This is a genomic window from Pseudomonas sp. ES4, from assembly GCF_050586665.1.
Classification (GTDB): Bacteria; Pseudomonadota; Gammaproteobacteria; order Pseudomonadales; family Pseudomonadaceae; genus Aquipseudomonas; species Aquipseudomonas frederiksbergensis.
Window position 1 is genome coordinate 13791 of sequence record NZ_JBOBDO010000031.1, and the last position, 21460, is coordinate 35250.

The 21460-nt window shown below is 59.2% G+C and carries 18 protein-coding genes; 12 read left to right on the forward strand and 6 right to left on the reverse strand.

The window, feature by feature from the left end; all coding sequences use genetic code 11:
• The first annotated feature begins 54 nt into the window (after positions 1 to 54).
• Positions 55 to 1509 (forward strand): TrkH family potassium uptake protein, encoded by a 1455-nt coding sequence (locus ACQ4OB_RS24950; RefSeq protein ID WP_430956652.1) that lies wholly within the window; start codon positions 55 to 57, stop codon positions 1507 to 1509.
• Here ACQ4OB_RS24950 and ACQ4OB_RS24955 read toward each other — a convergent pair.
• On the reverse strand, positions 1466 to 2527 hold the full coding sequence (locus ACQ4OB_RS24955; RefSeq protein ID WP_207250574.1) for an AraC family transcriptional regulator: 1062 nt from the start codon (positions 2525 to 2527) through the stop codon (positions 1466 to 1468). The genes ACQ4OB_RS24950 and ACQ4OB_RS24955 overlap by 44 nt on opposite strands.
• 161 nt (positions 2528 to 2688) lie before the next feature.
• On the opposite strand from ACQ4OB_RS24955, the gene ACQ4OB_RS24960 reads away from it, so the two are divergent.
• On the forward strand, positions 2689 to 3000 hold the full coding sequence (locus ACQ4OB_RS24960) for a DUF962 domain-containing protein (RefSeq protein ID WP_074874447.1): 312 nt from the start codon (positions 2689 to 2691) through the stop codon (positions 2998 to 3000).
• Between the two features lie 27 nt (positions 3001 to 3027).
• The gene (locus tag ACQ4OB_RS24965; protein WP_074874445.1) at positions 3028 to 3618 is read left to right on the forward strand and encodes an HD domain-containing protein; all 591 of its coding nucleotides are present in this window, start codon (positions 3028 to 3030) and stop codon (positions 3616 to 3618) included.
• A gap of 167 nt (positions 3619 to 3785) precedes the next feature.
• Here ACQ4OB_RS24965 and ACQ4OB_RS24970 read toward each other — a convergent pair whose 3' ends face one another.
• A complete protein-coding gene (locus ACQ4OB_RS24970) occupies positions 3786 to 4601 on the reverse strand; it encodes a UDP-2,3-diacylglucosamine diphosphatase (protein ID WP_430956653.1) in 816 nt (271 codons plus the stop codon).
• A 128-nt stretch (positions 4602 to 4729) separates the two neighbouring features.
• Here ACQ4OB_RS24970 and ACQ4OB_RS24975 point away from each other — a divergent pair, with 128 nt between their 5' ends.
• Positions 4730 to 5536, forward strand: coding sequence for an AraC family transcriptional regulator (locus tag ACQ4OB_RS24975; protein ID WP_430956654.1), 807 nt, complete (start codon positions 4730 to 4732; stop codon positions 5534 to 5536).
• A gap of 32 nt (positions 5537 to 5568) precedes the next feature.
• Positions 5569 to 6462: a DMT family transporter gene (locus tag ACQ4OB_RS24980; protein WP_430956655.1), complete on the forward strand. Its 894-nt coding sequence runs from the start codon at positions 5569 to 5571 to the stop codon at positions 6460 to 6462.
• Here the strand turns inward: ACQ4OB_RS24980 and ACQ4OB_RS24985 are convergent.
• From ACQ4OB_RS24985 to recQ, 4 genes are all read right to left on the reverse strand, one after another.
• Positions 6456 to 6743 (reverse strand): SelT/SelW/SelH family protein, encoded by a 288-nt coding sequence (locus tag ACQ4OB_RS24985; protein WP_430956656.1) that lies wholly within the window; start codon positions 6741 to 6743, stop codon positions 6456 to 6458. The two genes, ACQ4OB_RS24980 and ACQ4OB_RS24985, sit on opposite strands and share 7 nt — an antisense overlap.
• Positions 6744 to 6775: 32 nt before the next feature.
• Positions 6776 to 8554 (reverse strand): type IV pilus assembly protein FimV, encoded by a 1779-nt coding sequence (locus ACQ4OB_RS24990; RefSeq protein ID WP_430956657.1) that lies wholly within the window; start codon positions 8552 to 8554, stop codon positions 6776 to 6778.
• 128 nt (positions 8555 to 8682) lie between these two features.
• Positions 8683 to 9117, reverse strand: a complete 435-nt coding sequence (locus ACQ4OB_RS24995) for a MarR family transcriptional regulator (RefSeq protein ID WP_074874439.1) — start codon at positions 9115 to 9117, stop codon at positions 8683 to 8685.
• A gap of 119 nt (positions 9118 to 9236) precedes the next feature.
• Positions 9237 to 11363: a DNA helicase RecQ gene (gene recQ, locus ACQ4OB_RS25000; RefSeq protein ID WP_102616515.1), complete on the reverse strand. Its 2127-nt coding sequence runs from the start codon at positions 11361 to 11363 to the stop codon at positions 9237 to 9239.
• Between the two features lie 417 nt (positions 11364 to 11780).
• Between recQ and ACQ4OB_RS25005 the strand changes: the two genes are divergently transcribed.
• The 7 genes from ACQ4OB_RS25005 (at position 11781) to ACQ4OB_RS25035 (ending at position 21267) form a co-directional block, all read left to right on the forward strand.
• On the forward strand, positions 11781 to 12368 hold the full coding sequence (locus ACQ4OB_RS25005) for a YecA family protein (RefSeq protein WP_074874434.1): 588 nt from the start codon (positions 11781 to 11783) through the stop codon (positions 12366 to 12368).
• 10 nt (positions 12369 to 12378) lie between these two features.
• Complete coding sequence (locus ACQ4OB_RS25010) at positions 12379 to 12774, forward strand: YbaN family protein (protein WP_076030128.1); 396 nt, start codon at positions 12379 to 12381, stop codon at positions 12772 to 12774.
• 200 nt (positions 12775 to 12974) lie between these two features.
• A complete protein-coding gene (gene lapG, locus ACQ4OB_RS25015; protein WP_430956658.1) occupies positions 12975 to 13682 on the forward strand; it encodes a cysteine protease LapG in 708 nt (235 codons plus the stop codon).
• A 22-nt stretch (positions 13683 to 13704) separates the two neighbouring features.
• The gene (gene lapD, locus ACQ4OB_RS25020; RefSeq protein WP_430956659.1) at positions 13705 to 15645 is read left to right on the forward strand and encodes a cyclic di-GMP receptor LapD; all 1941 of its coding nucleotides are present in this window, start codon (positions 13705 to 13707) and stop codon (positions 15643 to 15645) included.
• Positions 15646 to 15781: 136 nt separating this feature from the next.
• Positions 15782 to 18448, forward strand: a complete 2667-nt coding sequence (locus ACQ4OB_RS25025; protein ID WP_430956660.1) for a YncE family protein — start codon at positions 15782 to 15784, stop codon at positions 18446 to 18448.
• Between the two features lie 210 nt (positions 18449 to 18658).
• Positions 18659 to 18787 carry a hypothetical protein gene (locus ACQ4OB_RS25030; protein WP_256581226.1) on the forward strand — a complete coding sequence of 43 codons (129 nt, stop codon included), beginning with the start codon at positions 18659 to 18661 and terminating at the stop codon, positions 18785 to 18787.
• A 164-nt stretch (positions 18788 to 18951) separates the two neighbouring features.
• Entirely contained in the window at positions 18952 to 21267 is a 2316-nt protein-coding gene (locus ACQ4OB_RS25035; RefSeq protein WP_430956661.1) for an Ig-like domain-containing protein, read from the forward strand.
• Positions 21268 to 21460 lie beyond the last annotated feature (193 nt).

Here is a 21460-nt window from a genome sequence, read left to right on the forward strand (position 1 = left end):
GCAGGCGCCACAGGTAGAATGGCGCCCTTCCCTATTTCAGCCCGAGCGGACTTCATGGCGTTGCCGACCTTACGTCTCATTGGTTTCATCATCGGCATCTTCCTGATCACCCTGGCCATCGCCATGGTCGTGCCCATGGCCACGCTGGTGGTGTTCGACCGCACCGGCGACCTGCCGTCGTTCCTCTGGGCGAGCATGATTACCTTTCTCGCGGGCCTCACGCTGGTCATCCCCGGTCGCCCGGAACATGTACACCTGCGCCCGCGAGACATGTACCTGCTGACGGTCAGCAGCTGGCTGGTGGTGTGCATCTTCGCCGCGCTGCCGTTCCTGCTGACACAGCACATCAGCTATACCGACTCGTTCTTCGAAAGCATGTCCGGGATTACCGCCACCGGGGCGACGGTGCTCACGGGCCTGGACAACATGTCTCCCGGCATCCTGATGTGGCGCTCGTTGCTGCACTGGATCGGCGGCATCGGCTTTATCGGCATGGCGGTAGCGATTCTGCCATTGCTGCGCATCGGCGGCATGCGGCTGTTTCAGACCGAGTCGTCAGACCGTTCCGAAAAAGTCATGCCCCGTTCGCACATGGTGGCGCGTTTGATCGTTGCGGCCTACGTCGGCATCACCATTTTCGGCAGCCTGGCGTTCTGGTGGGCCGGGATGAGTCCGTTCGACGCGATCAACCACGCGATGTCAGCGATTTCCACCGGTGGTTTCTCGACCTCCGACCAGTCTTTGGCCAAGTGGCCGGAGCCTGCAGTGCATTGGGTCGCAATCGTCATCATGATTCTTGGTGCCCTGCCGTTCACCCTGTATGTAGCGACCTTGCGCGGTAACCGCAAAGCACTGATCAAGGATGAGCAGGTTCAAGGCTTGCTCGGCATGTTGCTGGTGACCTGGCTGGTGCTCGGCACCTGGTATTGGTGGACCACCCAGTTGCATTGGCTGGAGGCATTACGGCATGTGGCGCTGAACGTGACCTCGGTGGTCACGACTACAGGCTTCGCGCTGGGGGACTACAGCCTCTGGGGCAATTTCTCGCTGATGCTGTTCTTCTACCTGGGCTTTATCGGCGGTTGCTCGGGCTCGACCGCTGGCGGGATCAAGATTTTCCGCTTCCAGGTTGCATACATTCTGCTCAAGGCCAACCTTAACCAGTTGATTCACCCGCGCGCGGTGATCAAGCAGAAGTACAACGGTCACCGTCTCGATGAAGAGATCGTGCGCTCGATTCTGACCTTTTCGTTCTTCTTCGCCATCACCATCTGCGTGATCGCGCTGCTGTTGTCGCTGCTCGGCGTGGACTGGATGACCGCCCTCACCGGCGCGGCCGCCACAGTGTCCGGCGTTGGTCCGGGACTGGGCGAGACCATTGGCCCGGCGGGCAACTTCGCCACCCTGCCGGACGCCGCCAAGTGGATTCTCTCGTTCGGCATGCTACTGGGCCGACTCGAAATCATTACGGTGTTTGTTCTGTGTATTCCGGCGTTCTGGCGTCACTGACAGGCGCAGGCGCGCCCATCAACCGCGTCCGGTACTCGCCGGGGGTGGTGTCGAACCAGCGCCGGAAGGCGCGGAAGAAGTTGCTCGGATCGGCGAACCCCAACAGGTAGGCAATTTCCAGCAGGGTCATGGTCGGCTGCGCCAGGTATTGCTCGGCCAGTTCACGCCGGGTGTCGTCCAGCAACGTCTGAAAACTCGTGCCCTCTTCCTGCAAACGTCGCTGCAAGGTGCGTTGCGACAGGTGTAGCGTCTGCGCCACGGTATCGCGCTTGGGCTCGCCCTGGGGCAGCAAACGGCACAGCACCTGCCGCGCCTTGTGGGTTACGCGACTCTCGGAAAACCGCGCCAGGTATTCACCGGCAAACCGGTCGTGCAACAGCGCCATCGCCTCATTGGCGGTAGGCAGCGGTGCCTCCATGTCAGCGCGCTCGAAGATCAAGGCGTCATACGGTGCGTTGAACACCAAAGGCGCATGGAAGGCTTGTTTATAGGGCTCGATATCGACGGGTTCATCGCCCTGCACCAGCACCTTGCGTGGTTGCAGGGTACGTCCGGTCAACCAGCCGCACAGCGCCAGGGCACAAGCCAGTGACGCTTCGGCACTCTGCCGGGTCGGCGGCAGATGGTCGCCGTGGACCGTCAGAATCAGCGCGTAGCCTTCTTCCAACAATCGGAAACTCAGGTCGGCACTTTCCGCAATGATCCGCTGATAACGCACCAGCCGTTGAAAGCCTTCGGCCAGGGTCTGGCTGGACATCAAGGCGTAGCCCGCCACATGGAAGGAGGCCGGTCGCACCACCTTGCCCATGTTCAGGCCAATCGCCGGGTTGCCGGACAGCTCAACCGCGCGCTGCCACAGTCGTGTCATGGAATCTTGCGGGAAGCGCGCGTCCGGATCATCCAGTGCCGCGTAATCGAGCCCCAGCTGTTTGAACAGCACCCGGCAATCCAGGCCGTCCATCTCCAGTGCTTTGACAATCCCCATCGCCCAGCTTGCAGAAGTCGTTCGTTCGCTCATGTCGTCCACTTACATGATGAGCCGCATGCTACGGCCAATTTCCGAAGGATACTAAAGTGGCGCCTATTGTCACTGGCTGATGCCAATGATCACTCTAGACTCAAATAAGCTACCCGCAGAACATCTTGCATGTCAGTTCGATCACCACAGAGATCGCAGTCGTGGAAAACATTAAGCGTTTCAATAGCTTCGCTGAGTTCTACCCGTATTACCTCAGCGAACACAGCAACAGCACTTGCCGACGAATGCACTTTATCGGCACGACGCTGGTTATTTTCATCCTGGCCCTGACCATCGGCAGTGGCGCCTGGCTGCTGTTATGGGTCCTTCCGCTGGCGGGTTACAGCTTCGCCTGGGCCGGACATTTCTTTTTCGAGAAGAACCGCCCCGCGACCTTTCAACATCCGTTTTACAGCCTGCTCGGTGATTTCGTCATGTACCGGGACATGATTCTGGGTCGCGTGCCGTTCTAGGCCCAACGAACCACAGGAGGACAGCCGATGAATGCCAATGCCCGTTTCACCCACATGCAGGACGGCACGCAGGAAGACTGGGCGATCATCGCCGCAGATTTCAGTGCCTATGCGAGGCAATTGCCGACACGGATTGTGGCGCACCTGAAATTACTGGCAGGTGATTTCGGCGGCTTCCCAGTGGATCGTCTGACCCATTCCCTGCAAACCGCCAGCCGTGCCTGGCGCGATGGCCGCGATGAAGAATACGTGGTCTGTGCGCTGCTTCACGACATCGGCGACACCTTGGGTTCCTACAACCACCCGGACATCGCTGCGGCAATCCTCAAGCCGTTCGTCAGCGCCGAGAACCTGTGGATGGTCGAGAAGCACGGCATTTTCCAGGGGTATTACTTCTTCCATCATCTAGGGATGGATCGGCATCTGCGCGAGCAATTCAGCGGGCATCCGCAGTATCAGGCGACCATTGAGTTTTGCGCCAAATACGACGCAGCGGCGTTTGATCCGGCGTATGACACGCTGCCGCTGAGCTTCTTTGAACCGATGATGGAACGGTTGTTTGCGCAGCCCAAGCACTCGATTTACAAGGCGGCGATGGAAGAACATTCGTCGGCCTGAAGAATGTAAGGGAACTGTGGCGAGGGGGCTTGCCCCCGTTCGGCTGCGCAGCAGTCGTAAAAACCGACAAATACGGTCTACCCGATACAACCGGGATGAATGGTTTTGGGGTCGCTTCGCGCCCCAACGGGGGCAAGCCCCCTCGCCACAAAGGCTAAACCTCTGGTTTACGCCGGTTCAGCGATTTTGATGGCCTTCAACTCGGCCTCCCGCGCCTGCGCATCCGCCAGTCGATACAACTCGATCGAGCCATCCCAATGCTCGATCAGCGCGGTGCAAGACTCCACCCAATCCCCGCAATTGAGGTAATCGACCGCGCCGACTTTGCGTATCTCGGCATGGTGGATGTGCCCGCACACCACGCCATGCAACTCGCGCTTGACGCACTCGTGAGCGATGGCTTCTTCGAAATCGCTGATGAAGCTGACCGCGGTTTTGACCTTGTGCTTGAGATACGCCGACAGCGACCAGTAACCGTAGCCATAGCGTGCGCGCCAATGGTTGAGCCAGCGGTTGAGGGTCAGGGTGAATTCGTAGGCCGAATCGCCGAGAAAGGCCAGCCAGCGGTGATACCTCGTGATCACGTCAAACTGGTCGCCATGAATGACCAGGAGATGGCGACCATCGGCGGTCACGTGCACGGCTTCATCCACCAGTTGGATATTGCCCAGAATCAGCTTCGAATAGCGGCGCAGGAATTCGTCGTGGTTGCCGGTGACGTAGATTACTTCGGTGCCACGCTTGCTCATGGTCAGCAAGCGGCGGATCACATTCGTATGCGCCTGAGGCCAGTACATGCCGCCGCGCAGCTTCCAGCCATCGATGATGTCGCCGACCAGGTAGATCTTGTCCGCGTGATAGCCCTTGAGAAACTGCGACAGGTGTTCGGCCTGGCAATCCCGGGTGCCCAGATGCACATCGGAAATCCACAAGGTTCGCACACGTTGCTTACGACTGGGTTTGGCGAGCTCGGCGCTGGTCATGGGCAACCCTCTGGATAGTTTTTGCAAGCTTGCGCCGCACGGGTTAACTGCCTATGACAGTGGCGAGTCAGTCCTGTGACAGCACCCGGCCGGTGTAGACTGGCCGCACCTTGACCAAGAGACCCGCGATGAGACCGATCCTCACGCTTCGCCAATACACCCACGACCTGATCGTCCACAGTCACGACCACGCGCAACTGGTGTTCGGGTTGTCGGGTGCGCTGGATTTCGAGGTCGACGGACGTGGCAGTCAAGTGGTCCAGCAGAGTTTCGTGGTAGTGCCGTCCGGTTTCCATCACGCCTGCGGTAGTGCCAATGGCAGCCGTTGCCTGGTGCTGGATGTGCCCAATGACCAATGGGTTGTTCAGTCCCTGGGTGATCACGCCGAGGCCAGCCGTCGCTTGCTCGACCACACCGGTCGCTTGCCGCTGGATGCAGGGCAAAGCCAATTGGTCAGTTGGTTGGCGGGCAGTCAGGTCAACGATCCACTGATCGCGCAACAAGGCGCGGTGTTGTTGCTGGCCAGCCTCAACAACGCCAGGCCAGAGATCATCGGCGGTCGGCGACTGCCTTATGCGGCGCTGAATGCGCACATCGATCAGTACGCAGCCTACCCACTTCAAGTCGCCGACCTGGCGCGTATCGCCGGTCTGTCCAGCGCTCGCCTGCATGCACGGTTCGTTACGGAATGCGGGCAGACGCCGATGGATTACATCCGCAGTCGACGTTTGCACATGGCCGTGGGCTTGTTGCGGGATTCGGCGCTGCCGATCGGCGAGATTGCCAGTCGGGTCGGTTACAGTTCCCAGAGCGCCTTCGCGGCGGCGGTGTTGCGGGAGTTTGGGGCATCGCCTGGAAAATTGCGGCGCGAGGTTGGCGACAAAGGACGCGAGTCTGGCGACAGACACAACGGGACGTTGCGCGGTTCAATGTAGGGCCTGGTTTTATACGTTTTTCAAGGATTGCAATGACTCCCCGTACCGCCCTCGGCGCTTTGCATATTGGCGCATTGATGTTCGGCCTGACCGGTGTCTTCGGCAAACTGGCTGCCGCCTCTCCCGCCGTCATCGTTTTCGGGCGTGCCGCGTTCGCCGTGCTGGCATTAGCCGTTTTTGCACGATTCGCCAGTGCGACTCGCTGGCAGAAACTCGAGGCAGTGGACTGGCGCCGACTGTTGCTCAGCGGCTTACTGCTGGCCGGGCATTGGGTAAGTTTTTTCATTGCGGTAAAAGTCGCAGGCGTGGCGATCGCGACCTTGGGGTTCGCCAGCTTCCCGGCGTTTACCGTAATCCTTGAAGGACTGATCTTCCGCGAGCGAATTCGCGCCAACGAAATCCTGCTGGTGGTGCTGGTCAGTATCGGGCTGGTATTGGTCACCCCTGATTTCGATCTGGCCAGCGGCGCCACAATGGGTCTGCTGTGGGCGGTGGGCTCAGGTTTGCTGTTCTCTCTGCTATCGCTGACCAACCGCGCCAGCTCCGGGCGAATCCCGGCGGTGCAGGCTGCGTTGTGTCAGAACGTGGTGGTCGCGTTGTGCCTGTTGCCGTTGGCGGCACCGCAGTTAAGCGAAGTGCGCACCATCGACTGGTTGTGGATCGGTTTGCTCGGGGTGTTCTGCACTGGCGTCGCTCACAGTCTTTTCGTCGCCAGTCTGGCAGTGATCAAGGCGCGGACCGCCGCCGTGGTTTTCGCCCTGGAGCCGGTTTACGGCATCACCATGGCCTGGCTGCTGTTTGATGAAAATCCGACGCTACGCATGTTGATCGGTGGCGCATTGATCATCGTGGCGATCGTGGTCTCCAGCCGCTTCTCGGGCGCGTCAAGCAAGAAGACTGTTGCGGCAGAAGTCGCTTCTCACTGAGTGCGATCGTTGTGCCCCAGGTCGCGGACCGGATCAATTTGATCGCGGACCCGCTGCTTCAGCACTTTGGCTTCCGGGAAACCGCCGTCAGCCTTGCGCTCCCAGATCTGCACGTCGTCACAGAAAATGTGAAACACCCCACCGGTGCCGGGCACCAGCGACACTTTGCCGAGGTCGTCGCCAAACGTGCTGAGCAGTTCCTGGGCCAGCCAGGCAGCACGCAACAGCCACTGGCATTGCGTGCAATAGGTGATGATGATTTCCGGTTTGCGTGCAGTCATGATCGGCGAAACTCCTGAGCCAGAGGGCGCCGCTATGATAGCCCGGCGAGCAGGTTCCGGGCTGTCTGCTTAAGCGGCTCGTTGCCTTCCTCGAGCAACTCGTTGAGCAGTTCGATGGCGCTGTTCACATCGCCGTCATCAATGCAGGTCTGGGCTTGTTCGAGTTTGTCGGCGCTGCTCGGTTCAGCCGGCTCCAGATTCAGAGGTTCCAGTTCCAGCGACTGGCCGGGATCGCTGAACTCGTTGAGAAAGGCGTCATCCAGAGACTGCGAGTCAGGCTCGGCGACCCATTCAAGTTCGGGCTCGTCCAGTATCGGCTCGTCGGGCATTTCAAACACCTCGGGCAAGACGTGCAGGTTCGAGACAAAAGGCGGCTCGACCGGGGCGGATTCGCTCGATGGTTTCGCGGCGGACGGCGAGTGCTCAAAAGGGCTGATCAGGTCCCAGCTCGAATCCATTGACAGGTCATCCAGGTTCAACTGGAACTCATCGTTGGGCGCCGCTTCGGCAATCGCAGCCTTGGGGGGAGTCATTGACGCTGCAACGGCCAACGGTGCCGCACTGCTCAATTTCGGGTGTCGGGCGCGAATAGTCTGAAGTTCTTGCAGGTCGTATCCGGCGTCACGCAGGTTGTTTTCCTGTGCTTCATAGGCGGGTGCGTCACCCTGTTTACCCAAGACTTCCAACAGCTGAACGGCAAGGTCCGTGCGTTGCGGCTCCTTGATCAGCGCCTCACGCAACAAACCGGCTGCTTCGGAAAAACGGCCATAGGCCAGGTAGATTTCGACCCCTTCAAGCACATCGCCTGCGGGCGACTCTTCGCCCGATTCAGTTGCCGGTTGCACCGTTGACGATTGGGCAACCGGTTCTGCAGTTCGATCAAGTACCGGTTCATGCCGTGACGGTAAAACAGGCAGGGCGTCAGGCAATGCCTGAACCTGTTGTCGTTGACGCCGAACGAACAACCCCAGCAACACCAGAACCACCACCGCCAGCAACCCGACAATCAGCCCCCAGTTAGTCGCCTCAGGCTCTTCAACAATGGCCGGCGCGGGAGCCACAACGGCGGGAGCAACTGGCTCCGCCGCTGCGGTCGTGATTTCCGCCAATTGGGTTTGCAGTTCCGTCACCTGCTTTTTCTGACCGGCGACCAGCTCTTCCTGGGCCTGAAGCTTCGCAGTCAGTTCATCGATGCTTGCTTGCAGCTGCTGATTTTGCAGCACGCTGGCGGCCAGTTGTTCGGCGACGGGATCACTCACCGGCGCGGCGGCAGGAGGGGGTGGCGATTTTTTGCTTTTCGTCGCAGGTGGCTTCTCAGCGGCCGGCGCAACTGTCGGGAATCCGGAGGACTGAACGTCGGTAACCGGTTCGTCAGTCACGGGGACAATCCCCGGCGTACCCGGCGGATCGATCAGCACGGTGTATTCGCGCAGCACCCGCCCATTGGGTTGATTGAGCTGCACCAGGAAATTCAGGAAAGGCTCATTGACCGGTTTGCTGGAGCTCACCCGGATCAGGCTGCGGTTGCCGCGCAGGATCGGCGTGAATTTCAGATTATTGAGGAAGAACACCCGATCGATGCCGGCGCGACTGAATTCATCCGCTGTCGCCAGGCTGACCGAAAGCTCCCCCTCCTCCAGACCTGCGGCATCTTCCAGTGCGATGTCGGCGCGCAACGGCTGATTCAACGCCGAATGCAGGGTGATTTCACCCAAGCCCAACGCGGGCGCCAATGCCGAGTAAGTGACAGCGCCACCGACCAGAAACAGCCTGGCGCAACACCGTAAAGCCACGTGCCAACTATCGAGCATGAGCATCCCTTAGATAACCAGAACCATCTTGTACGCGTTCGCACATCCGGTACGAACACGATATTGCCAAGTAGTTCTTTATAGTCTGCCCAACGGGGTATCTCAAAAGTCCTGGGGGCGTTTATGCCTCAAGATTTTTCCAGGTTGGCCAGAATGTGCCCGTGGACCCGCATGCAGACCTTCAAGTCTGCCTCATCGACGCCATCGAACAATTCGTGGCGCAGTTGGGTGGCAATGGTTTCAATTTGTTCGATCAAGGGAAGAGCCGGGGCACAGAGGACGATTTTTTTTGCCCGACGGTCTTCCAGCACCGATTGACGTTGCACCAGCCCCTGGCTTTCGAGGCTGTCGAGCAGACGAGCCAGGGTCGGCCCTTCTACCCCGACGCTCTGCGCCAGTTCACGTTGGGTTGGCGCATCATCAAAACGCGCCAGGTGCAGCAGCACCAGCCAGCGCGCCTGGGACAGACCCAGGCCAGCCAGGCGGCGGTCCAGTTCGGCACGCCAGCCACGCGACATCTGGGCCAGTTGCATGCCAAAGCGGTGTTGTTCGGTTAACGGCATAAAACACTCATGATTAGACTGAAATAAAGAAAAACTAATTATTAGTCAGCTAAGCATGCCCCTTGGCCATAGGCAAGGCTTGCCCTGTACTGAATCGTTACATCTATGTGGCAGATCACCTAAATCTCGAATTCGGATTGCAGCGCCGCCCGAACACAGTACAAAACGCCTTCCGGTACTCTCCCGGCGAACAGTGCAGCAATCTCCGACACAGGCGGCAATTCGCCTTCGCCGTCGAGGAACGCATCCTGGATTTCGCCCATCAACTCTTCAGGCAGATCCAGCGCTTGCTCCAGCGACAACTGCTGCTTGCCAATCGCTTCGGCGAGCAGGGTGTAGACGTTCTTTTCCGAGCATTGCAGCTGACCGGCGATCTGCAACGGGGTCATACCGGCTCGGGCCAGGGTGATCAGTTCGTGGCGCAGGTCGGCCACCACTTTCGGTGCCTCGACTTGCCCGCCGAGCACTTCGAGGAAGGCCTCGCCGTAGCGCTCCAGCTTGCGCGCGCCAACGCCGCTGACCGTGGCCATTTCCGCCAGCGAGGTCGGTTGGCTGCGGAGCATTTCCAACAGTGTCGAGTCGGGGAAGATGACGTACGGCGGCACGCCATGCTCTTCGGCGAGTTTTCGACGCAGGGCGCGCAAGGCTTCCCACTGTTCGCGCTCTTCGCCGCGAACCAGTTGGCTCGCCTGGCTCTTGCTGCTTTTGGCCGTGGTTTGCGGCTTCAGGTCGCGACGCAGCTCCAGGGTCACTTCGCCCTTGAGCAGCGGTCGACAGCTGTCGCTCAGGCGCAGGCCGCCGTAGCCTTCCAGGTCGATGTCCGCCAGACCACGGGCAACAAGTTGTCGGAACAAGGAGCGCCATTCGCTCTCCCCCATCGCTTTGCCTACACCGTATACCGACAAATGCTGATGACCGAAGCTGCGAATTTTTTCATTGTCCTTGCCCAGCAACACGTCAACCAGATGGCCGACGCCATAGCGCTGGCCGGTGCGGTAGATCGCCGACAGCGCCTGACGGGCCGGCTCGGTGGCGTCCCAGGTCTGCACGCCATCGACGCAGTTGTCGCAATGGCCGCAGGGTTCGGGCATGTCTTCGTCAAAATAGGCCAGCAACGTCTGGCGACGGCAGCGGGTTTCTTCGCAGAGCGAGAGCATGGCGTCGAGCTTGTGCTGCTCCAGACGCTTGTGGCGCTCGTCACCTTCGGAGTTCTGCAACATCTGCTTGAGCATCACCACGTCTTGCAGGCCGTAGGCCATCCAGGCATCCGCCGGCAGACCGTCACGGCCGCCGCGACCGGTTTCCTGGTAGTAGGCCTCTAGGGATTTTGGCAAATCGAGGTGAGCGACAAAGCGCACGTTGGGCTTGTCGATGCCCATGCCGAACGCCACAGTGGCCACCATGATCAGGCCTTCCTCATTGAGGAAGCGCTTCTGGTGATGGGCCCGCGTGTCATTAGGCAGACCGGCATGGTAAGGCAGCGCCGGGAAACCTTGCTCGCTGAGGAACACCGCTACCTCATCAACCTTTTTGCGCGACAGGCAATAGACGATTCCGGCATCGCTGCGCCGCTCGGCGAGGAACGCCAGCAACTGCTTGCGCGGCTGCTCCTTGGGCACGATGCGATAGAAGATGTTGGGGCGGTCGAAACTCGACAGGAAACGCTCGGCATCCTGAAGATGAAGGCGGTCGACGATTTCTTCCCGGGTTCGCTTGTCGGCTGTCGCGGTCAGGGCGATACGCGGGACGTTGGGGAACAATTCCGCCAACTGGCCCAGTTGCAAGTATTCGCGGCGAAAGTCGTGACCCCATTGGGACACGCAGTGGGCTTCGTCGATGGCGAACAGGGAAATTTCAAGACTTTGCAGGAACGCCAGCATCCGTGGCTGAACCAGACGCTCGGGCGCGAGATAAAGCATTTTCACTTCACCGCGCTTGATCCGTGCCGCCAGGTCGCGCTGCTGTTCAGCGCTGAGCGTGGAGTTCAATGCCGCCGCCGCGACGCCCAGCTCTTCGAGGGTGGCGACCTGGTCGTCCATCAGGGCGATCAGCGGCGACACCACCACCGCCAGGCCTTCGCGCAACAGCGCCGGCACCTGAAAGCACAAGGACTTGCCGCCACCGGTAGGCATCAGCACCAGGGCGTCGCCGCCACTGGCCACGCGCTCAATGATTGCACCCTGACGGCCACGGAAACTGTCGTAGCCGAAGATGTCCTTGAGGACGCGTTGAGCCTGTTCGAGCATAGAAACTCCAAAAATCACAAAAACATCCCTGCAAGGCTGGTTCAGAACCACCAAGGCTGCACCGACAAATCGTAAGTGCGCATTGCATGACGCTTCACATTTCAGCCACGACGCCGGCAGGGCATCACAAAACGCGGGAGTATACCCGAGCGATGTCCGGCAAAGGGTGCCGCTGATAGGACACACAAGGACGAACACCGCGTGCAACCTGTGGGAGTGAGCCTGCTCGCGATGATGGCGGCGTTACATTCAATATCAATGTTGATTGGGTTGCCGCCATCGCGAGCAGGCTCGCTCCCACAGGGATTGCGGCATTCCATACTCCTGCATGGGTGCAAAAATGCCGCGCGGCTGGCCCAAGCGCTCAAGAAGGCCTAGAATTCCCGCATCTGTTTAAATTCCCAAGGTAGCCCTTTAATGTCCTTCGCTGAGCAACTAACCCGCCTGCAAGTCTTCCTCGACGCCGACGAACTGCATGACGAGGCGCTGGACTACGTGGCCGCCCACGGCTACCTCACTGCGCTGTCGATCTGTTCCGAACCCGTTCCCGACCGTGAATGGATCGACGCCCTCTTCGCCGAAGAGCCGCATTACGCCGACGACACCGAGCGTGAAGCGATCGAATCCACCCTGCTGGCCCTCAAGGCTCACATCGCTCGCCAACTGGCGTCCGATGAAGAGTTCGAGCTGCCCTGCGACCTGGACCTGGGCGAAGAGCCGGATGATTCCGACCTGCGCGGCTGGTGTATCGGTTTCATGGAAGGCGTGTTCCTGCGCGAAGCCGCCTGGTTCGAAACCGCCGAAGATGAAGTCAGCGAAATGCTGCTGCCGATCATGGTCGGCTCGGGCCTGTTCGACGAACAGCCAGAGTTCGAAGATATCGCCAAAGACGCCAACCTGATGGACGACATGATCGTACAGATCCCGGAAGCCCTGACCGCGCTGTACCTGCTGTGCCAGGCGCCAGACGAAAAACCGGCGATCCTCAAGCCTCGTCACCACTAAGGTTTTGCCTATGGACAACCCCATAGGCAACCGCTCCCTGATGTTGCGTTACGTGCTGCTGGCCATCGGCTGGCTAAGCGTAGCGCTGGGGGTGATCGGGATTTTCCTGCCGGTATTGCCCACCACGCCCTTCCTGCTGTTGGCGGCGGCCTGCTTCGCCCGCAGTTCGCCGCGCTTTTATCATTGGCTGATTGAACATCCGCGGCTTGGGCCGTGGGTTCGCGATTACCTGAGCGGCAACGGCATCCCGCTCAAAGGCAAGGTCTACGCCATCGGCCTGATGTGGGCGAGCATCCTGCTTTCCTGCTATCTGGTGCCACTGCCGTGGGCGCGTGGGTTCATGCTGACCAGCGCCGTGCTGGTGACCCTTTACATCCTCAAACAGAAAACCCTGCGCAAACCCTGAGCCCTGATCGTTCCTACGCTCCGCGTGGGAATGCCGCCCGGGACGCTCCGCGTCCCTTCGACGCTGTGACGCAGAGCGTCACTGGATGCATTCCCACGCGGAGCGTGGGAACGATCAGTCCGCGAACTGACCCGACGATCAACCCTACCTTTCAAAAAACACCGCCTAGACTTCAGACATCTGCACCCGAGCGGCCAGACATGTCCCGCAGTCCGCGTAGCCCAGGATGGTCAACGCTCCGACTTCGGCTCGGCGGATGGCTGTTGCTGATCACTTTCCTGTCGACCAGCCTGGTCAGTGTCGGGGCCAACTGGAGTTTTACGCAGATTCTGCAAACCGCCGAAGATCGCTACGGCACCCTCGGCCCGGGACGCGGAAGGATCGAGGCCTGGAGTCAAATGCTCAGTAGCGAAGCCAACGGCTCCGAGCGCGAGCAGTTGAACGCGGTCAATCGCTTCTTCAATCAGCAACTGAGCTTTCTGGACGACATCCGCATCTGGCATCAGACCGATTACTGGGCTACGCCCGTCGAATCCCTGATCAAAGGTGCCGCTGATTGCGAGGACTACGCACTGGCGAAATATTTCAGCCTGCGCCACCTGGGAATTCCCAGCGAAAAGCTGCGCATCACCTACGTCAAAGCCCTGTCCCAGAACCAGGCACACATGGTGCTGACGTTCTACAACAGCCCCACGGCCGATCCGCTGGTGCTGGATAACTTGATCGGCGATGTCCGCCCCGCTTCCCAACGCAAAGACTTGCTGCCGGTGTACGCCTTCAACGCAGAAGGCCTGTACTTGCCGGGAGCCAATGGCGGCAAACGCAGCAGCGACTCGAAAAAACTGTCGCGCTGGCAGGACGTACTGAAAAAGATGCAGGCCGAAGGGTTCGCCGTGGGCGACGGCTAGCCACCTGAGCAAGGAGCGATTCATGTCACTGCGTAAACAGTTGTTTCTCGCCATCTGCCTGTTCTTGCTGGTGGCGTTCAGCGGCAGTTTTTTTGTCAGCCTGGAAAGCTCTCGCGAGCAGATGATCGGCCAGTTGCGCTCCCACGCTCAGGACGCCGCCACCGCGTTGGGTTTGTCGTTGACGGCGCAGATCGATGACCCGGCGATGATCGAATTAATGGTCAGCTCGATTTTCGACAGCGGTTATTTCAGCAGTATTCGAATCATCAACATCGAGAATTCTCAGGTACTGGTAGAGCGCACTGTGCCGGGGCAAATCGAAGGCGTTCCCGCCTGGTTTGTGAACCTGGTCGACCTGCACCCACCCGGTGGCGAAGCGCTGATCATGCGCGGCTGGGTCCAGGCGGCACGGGTCGAAGTGCTGAGCAATCCGCAGTTCGCCCTGGCCAAACTCTGGGACAGCACCCTCGGCAGCCTGATCTGGTTGCTGGTGTGCGGCCTGCTCAGTGCCGTGTTTGGTGGCTGGTTGCTGCGCCGACAATTTCGGCCACTCGATACCATGGTCAGGCAGGCCGAAGCCATCAGCAAACGCGAGTTCATCAGTCTGCCGAAACTGCCGCGCACACCGGAGTTGAAACGCGTGGTATTGGCCATGAACCAGATGGTCGAGAAGCTCAAGGCGCTGTTCGCCGAAGAGGTCGCACGCAGTGAAAAGCTGCGGGTCGAGTCCTATCAGGACAGCCTTACGGGCCTGGCCAATCGGCGCTTGCTGGATGAAGAGCTGGCCGACGAATTGCTGGTGTCCGAGCAGAGCAGCGATGGTCATTTGCTGATGCTGCGGATCAACGACCTGGCCGGTCTCAACCAGCGCTTGGGCGGCCAGCGCACCGATGCGCTGATCAGCGCCGTCGGCGAATTGCTCAAGCGCCTGACTGAGCCACCGGAACGTCGCACCTGGCTTGCAGCGCGCAATCGCGGCGGTGAGTTCAGCTTGCTGACGCCCGGGCTGGACAGCGTCGATGCTGCACGCCTGGCCAGCGAAGTCAGCGCCACCCTGGAAAACCTGCGCCTGACTGGCGCCAGCGACGCCATGCCGGTGGCGCACTTGGGGATCGCCCCTTACCACCCCGGCGAGCCCGCCAGTGACGTGCTGACGCGACTGGACCAGGCGTTGACCGAAGCCCGGCAACATCCCGAGCGCCCGTGGGTCCACTTGGCCGATTCCGTCACCGCGCCGAATCCGTCCCAAAACGACTGGCAAACCTGGATCGACGACGCCCTGAACCAAGGCAAGATGCAACTGTATTTCCAGCCTGTGGTGCAATGCGCCGACACCAGCCAGGTGCTGCATCACAAAGTGCTCGCCCGCCTGCTCGACCCGCAGGGCGAGGCCATTGCCGCCGGGCATTTCCTGCCGTGGATCGAGCGACTCGGCTGGTCGGCCCGATTCGACCTGGCCATGCTCGAAGCCACCCTCGACTACCTCATCGTCAATCGTTGGCCCCTGGCGTTAAGCCTGTCCGGCAGCACCCTGCGCGATCCCGCACAGTTGCAACACATCCTCGACATGCTCGAATCGCTGCCCGAACTTGCCCCCCTGCTGATTCTGGAAGTCGACGAACGCCAACTGCCACCTCAGGAAGAACTGCAACGCCTGAGCCACAGCCTGCTCAACACCGGTTACCGCATCGGTCTGCAGCATTTCGGCGGCAGCTTCGGCCAGATCGGCAACCTGGCTCAACTGGGTCTGGCTTACTTGAAAATTGATGGCGCGTACATCCGTCACATTGATGAGCAGAGTGATAAACGGCTGTTTATCGAGGCGATTTTCCGGGCGACCAACAGCATTGATTTGCCGTTGATTGCGGAGATGGTCGAGACCAAGGGGGAGCTGGAGGTGATCCGGGAGTTGGGGTTGTTTGGGGTGATGGGGCGGTTGATTGGGCCGCCGGAGCCGATGTGAGCGGTTCGACCGTTCGTCTTAAACCATCATGTACCTGTCAGATATGACAGTAGGCAAATCACCCAACATCAGGTGTCATGACGCTCATCGCCGCCCTGCGTCTAACTCGTGGGCGCCTCGGGCAGGGAGTGAGGTCATGACAGCTGTAGAGATTCTCAAGTTGGATCTGGTCAGGATTGAGGGCATGGAAATCACCGTGCCCGGAGGGATCAACGCGCAGTGCGGCATCCCGATTCTTGCAAAGACGGACTCCGGATACGTCGCTGTCGTGGACCCTTTTCCCGGTAGCCAGCAGGGCCAAACCATCACTTTGTACGTAAACAAGCTGAAGGTCGACTTCCACACCTACCTGAACCCCGGAGATGAAAACAAAACCGCAAACCTCCAAATCCCGACGGACTATTTGCGCGATGGCCAGAACCTCATCCACTACACCGTCACCAACGGTTCGCAAAATATCGGCACCTCTGACGACCTGTCGGCATGGTTTCACCGAGAAGGCCCGGGAGGGCGGGACGACCAGCCAGGCGATGGTGTGAATTCACAATTACAGATCCAGGTCGAGGACGCCGCCAAGTACGGCGTAGGGCCGGAACTGGCGCAGCGCGGGGTCTGGTTTTACGTGTTTTACCCGATGATTAGAGCGTTCGACATGGTCCTGTTCAATTGCAACGGCCATGTCATCAAACACAATGTGAGCGTCGAAGAAGCTGAGCAAACTTCTCACCAGAATCCGCTACCGATTCTGGTAAATCATGCCGCTCTTGTTGCCGCTGGCGAAGGGACGGCAGTTCGCTTCTCCTATACGGTCAAGGACTGGATCGGTAACGGTCCTGCCCCAGAACCGTATTCGGAGAGTATCCCGCTGTGGGTGAACCTCAAAGGCAACTGGTTCGACAAACCCATCCTCAGCCCACAGCACGGGCCTGAAACCATCGACCTGGGTGAACTCAATGGTCAACCGGTGATCGCCAAGGTACATGTGCGCACGCCATGGGCCACAGGCGACACACTGGAACTGACCTGCACCTACCGGAACGCGGAGGGCAAGGACGTAACTTTTGTGACGACAAAGGAGGTGAAAATTGTCCCGGACTTTCCCGAGTTGTCACTGGACAATAGTTACTTTGCCGCCGCAAGTGGTTGGCAGATATGGGTGTACTACAAGCAATTGAGAGATGGCCGGGAACTGGGACGCTCTTACTCAACCCCCGTCATGGTGACAGGCAATACACAGATTGAGCTGAAGGCACCGTTTCTGGTGGCTCCGGCCAAGAACCCGATTGAATCGTCTCTTTATCCGGAAGGGGTGAAGGTGCGAGTCGAACACCTGACCGCTCAAGAGGGCGACGAAGCGCGGTTGGAGGCGCTCAATGCACTTCCAGGCACACCGGGGTTTGCGACGGTCAAGTTGAACCAGAACAGGCGCGCCAACTTCACGCTAAGCCCCGAGTTGCTCAAGGCACATCAGGGCAGAAACCTCAGACTGCGCTGGGTTCTGATCCGCAAAGGATCGCTGACGCCCTCACCAGAGTTGCGGCTCAGGATTTCAGCCCCGGTAGTGACCCTGACCTTTGATAATGCCCCCTACACGCTCGCCCCGGCAGGCCGGTTTACCGTCAGGCTGGCGCTGGCGAAGAATGGCGTGGATCTACCTGACGAAGCCGTCGAACTGTCCTTGCCAAAAGATTTTACTTTCAGCGACAACGCCGGTGGCAGCCGCCGCTTCGTCACCGACAAAGATGGAAAGATCACTGTAAACGGGGTGAAGGGGCACAGGGTGCCCGGCGCTTATTCCTTGACTGCTTTGTATGGAAACCAGACCGTGACGGGTGTTGCGACCGTCACGCCACAGACATCCGCGGGGACCATCCCGGGAATCCCCTACCCTTACAACATCGCAATTAGTCCCGACGGCACCCGAGCCTATGTCGTCAGTACTTCACATCCCGCTAACTATGGCGCACTCACGGTGGTTGATACCGCCACTCACAAAGCGACGGGCTCTATCGCACTAGGGAGGAATGTGTTCGGTGTTGCAGTCAGTCCGGATAACAGCCGCGTCTATATCACCCGGGGTGGCGTTGATTCTCTTAATCAGGTTTTGACCGTAGTCGATACCACCAGCCTCGATATTATTCGCAATATTTCGTTCACGGGTTTTGCTCCATTTGGCGTTGCGATAAGCCCGGATGGCTCTCGTGCCTATCTTTGTGGTGGCGCTTATCCTTTTACCGGTTTCCCCAACGGCAGGCTGGCGGTAGTCGATACGGCACGCTTCGAGACACTCCAGACCTTGGTGCTTCAGAACAATGCAAGTGAAGTTACCGTCAGCCCGGACGGTAGTCGTGTCTATGCCACCAACGCGAATGGCAATGGCATGGTGGGCATCGACGGCGGAACGGTCTCGGTGATTGATACAAGTACTTACTCCGTGATCAGCAACATCGGGGTTGGGTCGAATCCGCACGGCATAGTGGTCAGCCGGGACGGCACTCGCATCTATACCGTCAGGACAGACGGCAGCCTGCTCGTGGTGATCGATGCCCGTACCCATGCAGTCATTCACAACATCCCAATCGGATTTGGCGCGTGGCAATTGGCGCTCAGTCCGGATGGCAAGTCTCTCTGTGCCAGTGAGTGGTTTAACGGCAAGGCCATTGTGATAGTCGATACCACGACCTTTAGCGTCCGTCGCATCCCGGTCGGCCGCGACTCTGCAGGTGTAGCCTTCAGCTCGGACAGCACTCGCGTCTATATCTGCAATTACACGGACAACAATGTTTGGGTAGTCGGGAATTAAAGAAGCAACCCAAGATAAGTCCAGAACCAGGTGTTTGGAGAAAGTGGTAGGGAATAGGGGACGCATTTATTTACCATTTTTCCCTACGCCTTAATAATGCTTAAGTGCCTTCGCCAAAGCCAATAAAAAACCCGCCACTTTTTCAAAGGAATGGCGGGTTTTGTCATTTCAGATCACACCGTATCAACCTTCAACGAATGATCATTCAACATGCCGGTCAGGTTTTCGATCGTCCTCAGAGTCGGTCCCGGCGCCCGGGGTGTTCTGCGCACCGACCACGCCCAGATTGACCGTGACGCCAGCAGTCGCGTGGATTTACCGGGCAACCAACAGCATTGATTTGCCGTTGATTGGGCCGCCGGAGCCGATGTGAGGAATTCGACCGTTCGTCTGGAAGTCACGCCTACCTGTCAGATCTGACAGTAGCCAACCTTCCCAGCCTGGTGTGTGATGAGCCCGCGTCCCGAGAGGACTCAGGGCTTGCCACCTCCAAGGAGAACGTAATGGATATCCAGTCCGCGGTGTTGAACGAATTGTTTGTGCTGCATCCCATGATCATCCATGGCTGGGTCACGCCGGTGAAACCGGCCGGCATCGCCGACGGCGGTATTTCCAAAGCCCTTTACTACGGCCAGGCACAGGGCCTTGTATGCCTGGTCGATCCCTGGACCGAACTGCAGCAGCGCTCCTGGATCATGGCGGCCGATGATCACGTGGATTTGTATTGCAACGGCGATCTCATCCCAGGAGCAGGCCAGACCGTCAAGCCGGGGGAGGAAACGCTGCGCCAGCGCCTGTGCCTGCCACACGGGAATTTGAGACAGGGCGTCAATCGGCTGCATTACATGGTCACTCGTCCCAGCGGGAACTCGGAACCCTCTCGGGATCTGCTCGTGCTGTATCACCTACGGCCTGCGGAAAACCTGAATCTGATAATCCCGGCCGACGTACTCAAGGACGGCGTCAGCGCCGCACGCGCGGCGCAAGGGGTGGAGTTCGGGTTCACCTATGCCAACCGGCGCAACCACGACCGCATCAAGTTTGGGTTGGGCGACACCCTAGTCGAGTTCGATGTCCCCGACGGCACGGCGCCAATCACCCACACACTGTTCACCGACACGTTCCAGAAGGCGGGTGACAACGCGAGTGCAGTAGCTGAATTTGCTGTCGTCGACCAGTTGCTCAACCGGGTCAAATCCCCGGAGAAGCGACTGGACATTCATCTCGACCGACTTGACCTGCCGGCCCCGACTGTCAAGGGCATGACCGGCACCAACTTCAGCCCGACCCAGCCGGAAGTCCGAGTGCTGGTGCCGCAAGGCTCGCTGCTGCCCACCGACAAGCTGAGCGTGGTCTGGCAAGGCGCGACCGGCTCAGCGGTGGCGGGCTCCTACACCAGCCCGCAGCGGCTGGTCAGCGCAGGTCTGGAAATCGCCGTGCCGCGCTCGGTGCTGGCCTACAGCTTGGGTAAACAGGTGACGGTCACTTACGTCGTCGAACGCAACGGCAAACCCGCCCCCTCATTGCCTTTGCCGTTGAACATCCTGACGCTGCCAGCGACGGCACTGATCGCGCCAAAAATCGTCGAGGCCGACGCCAACAACTTTCTGGATGTGATGGCGCTGGGCAGCAACAACGCGACCATTCACGCTCTGCTCCACACGCTGATCGAAGCGGGCCAGCCGTGCTGGCTGAGTCTGGAAGGCAAGAAGGCGGACGGCACGGCGCACAACCTGACCCGGTGGAACGGCCTCCCGTCCCAGGTCAACGCCACCTGGATCAGTCAAGGATTCTGGCCCAACGCGCTGGCCAACAGCTATCTCAAGCAACTCGGACACGGCACCACGCTGACGATCAAGTTCAAGGTCTCGCTGGACAAGAGCAACAATCTGGCCACGGCCACGGTGTTTCCGGATCGGACCTATACCATCAAAGCGGTGGCGTTGATTGAGCCCACTATTACCTATGTGAGGAACTCCAAGAATGTAGAGATCCCGCAGGGCGGCACCACGGCCGACACCACGGTCAAGTTGACCGGTAGAGCCACCGCTAACTTGCAGGTGCAGATCCTGGTCAACGGAACAATAAAAGACACGGTCACCATTGATTCAACAGGCGAATGGAACTACACCCTCACCGGCCTGACAGTGGCTGCGCACAGCATTACAGCCAAAGCCACTTATGGCAGCTTGCCCGTATCACTGGCACGGACCTTTAGAGTGGTGCAAAAAATACAAATACCCACAACCCACATGGGACTCAACGGTATCAAGCTCATTCAAGATTTCGGCTGGACCGAAAAAGACGCACCCGGAACAACGGAAACACGACAGGCGACCGCGGGCACCCCTCCTTATCGCTATACATCGCAGAACCCATCAGTGGCAACGGTCGGCGCTACTGACGGAAAAGTGAGAGCACGAGGCAACGGAACCACCATTATCACCGTCACAGACAGCAACGGTGATAGTCTCTCCTACACAGTATCCGCTTCTCGGGTCTGTCGCCTCATACGCTCGCCCACCCCCCTTTCGGGACCAGCAGCAGTTTCATGGAACTACGCCAATCCGGAATCTGGCGGTCTTGGCTACGTCCCCTTCCTTTTCCCCTCCCAATTCCAGGACCTCACCCAAATTTATGCCCCCATCGGTGAAGCCGGCAGCATTTACACTACTTTTTATCCAGCCCATGTCACGCCCCCTTACGGAGGGCTGTTTGAAACATGGGCTACCAGTCCAACCACCACCACCGACCGTTCCATTGCCGCACCGCCCTATTCCCGGTTTGCATACACGTTCCAGCTTCTCAACGGACATTAACCCCGACCGAAATCCGGGGACAGATCACGATATTAATTAATCGTGCTCTGTCGCTTCATGCCAGGAAGGCGCAGCAGGTATCAACCAACCCAAAAAAAACGGGCGCCCCCCTGAGGTCGCCCGTTTTTGTTTATCACGCCATCTGCGCCCGCAACCGTCACCCAATCACGTCCATCAGATCGCAGCCGTCGCG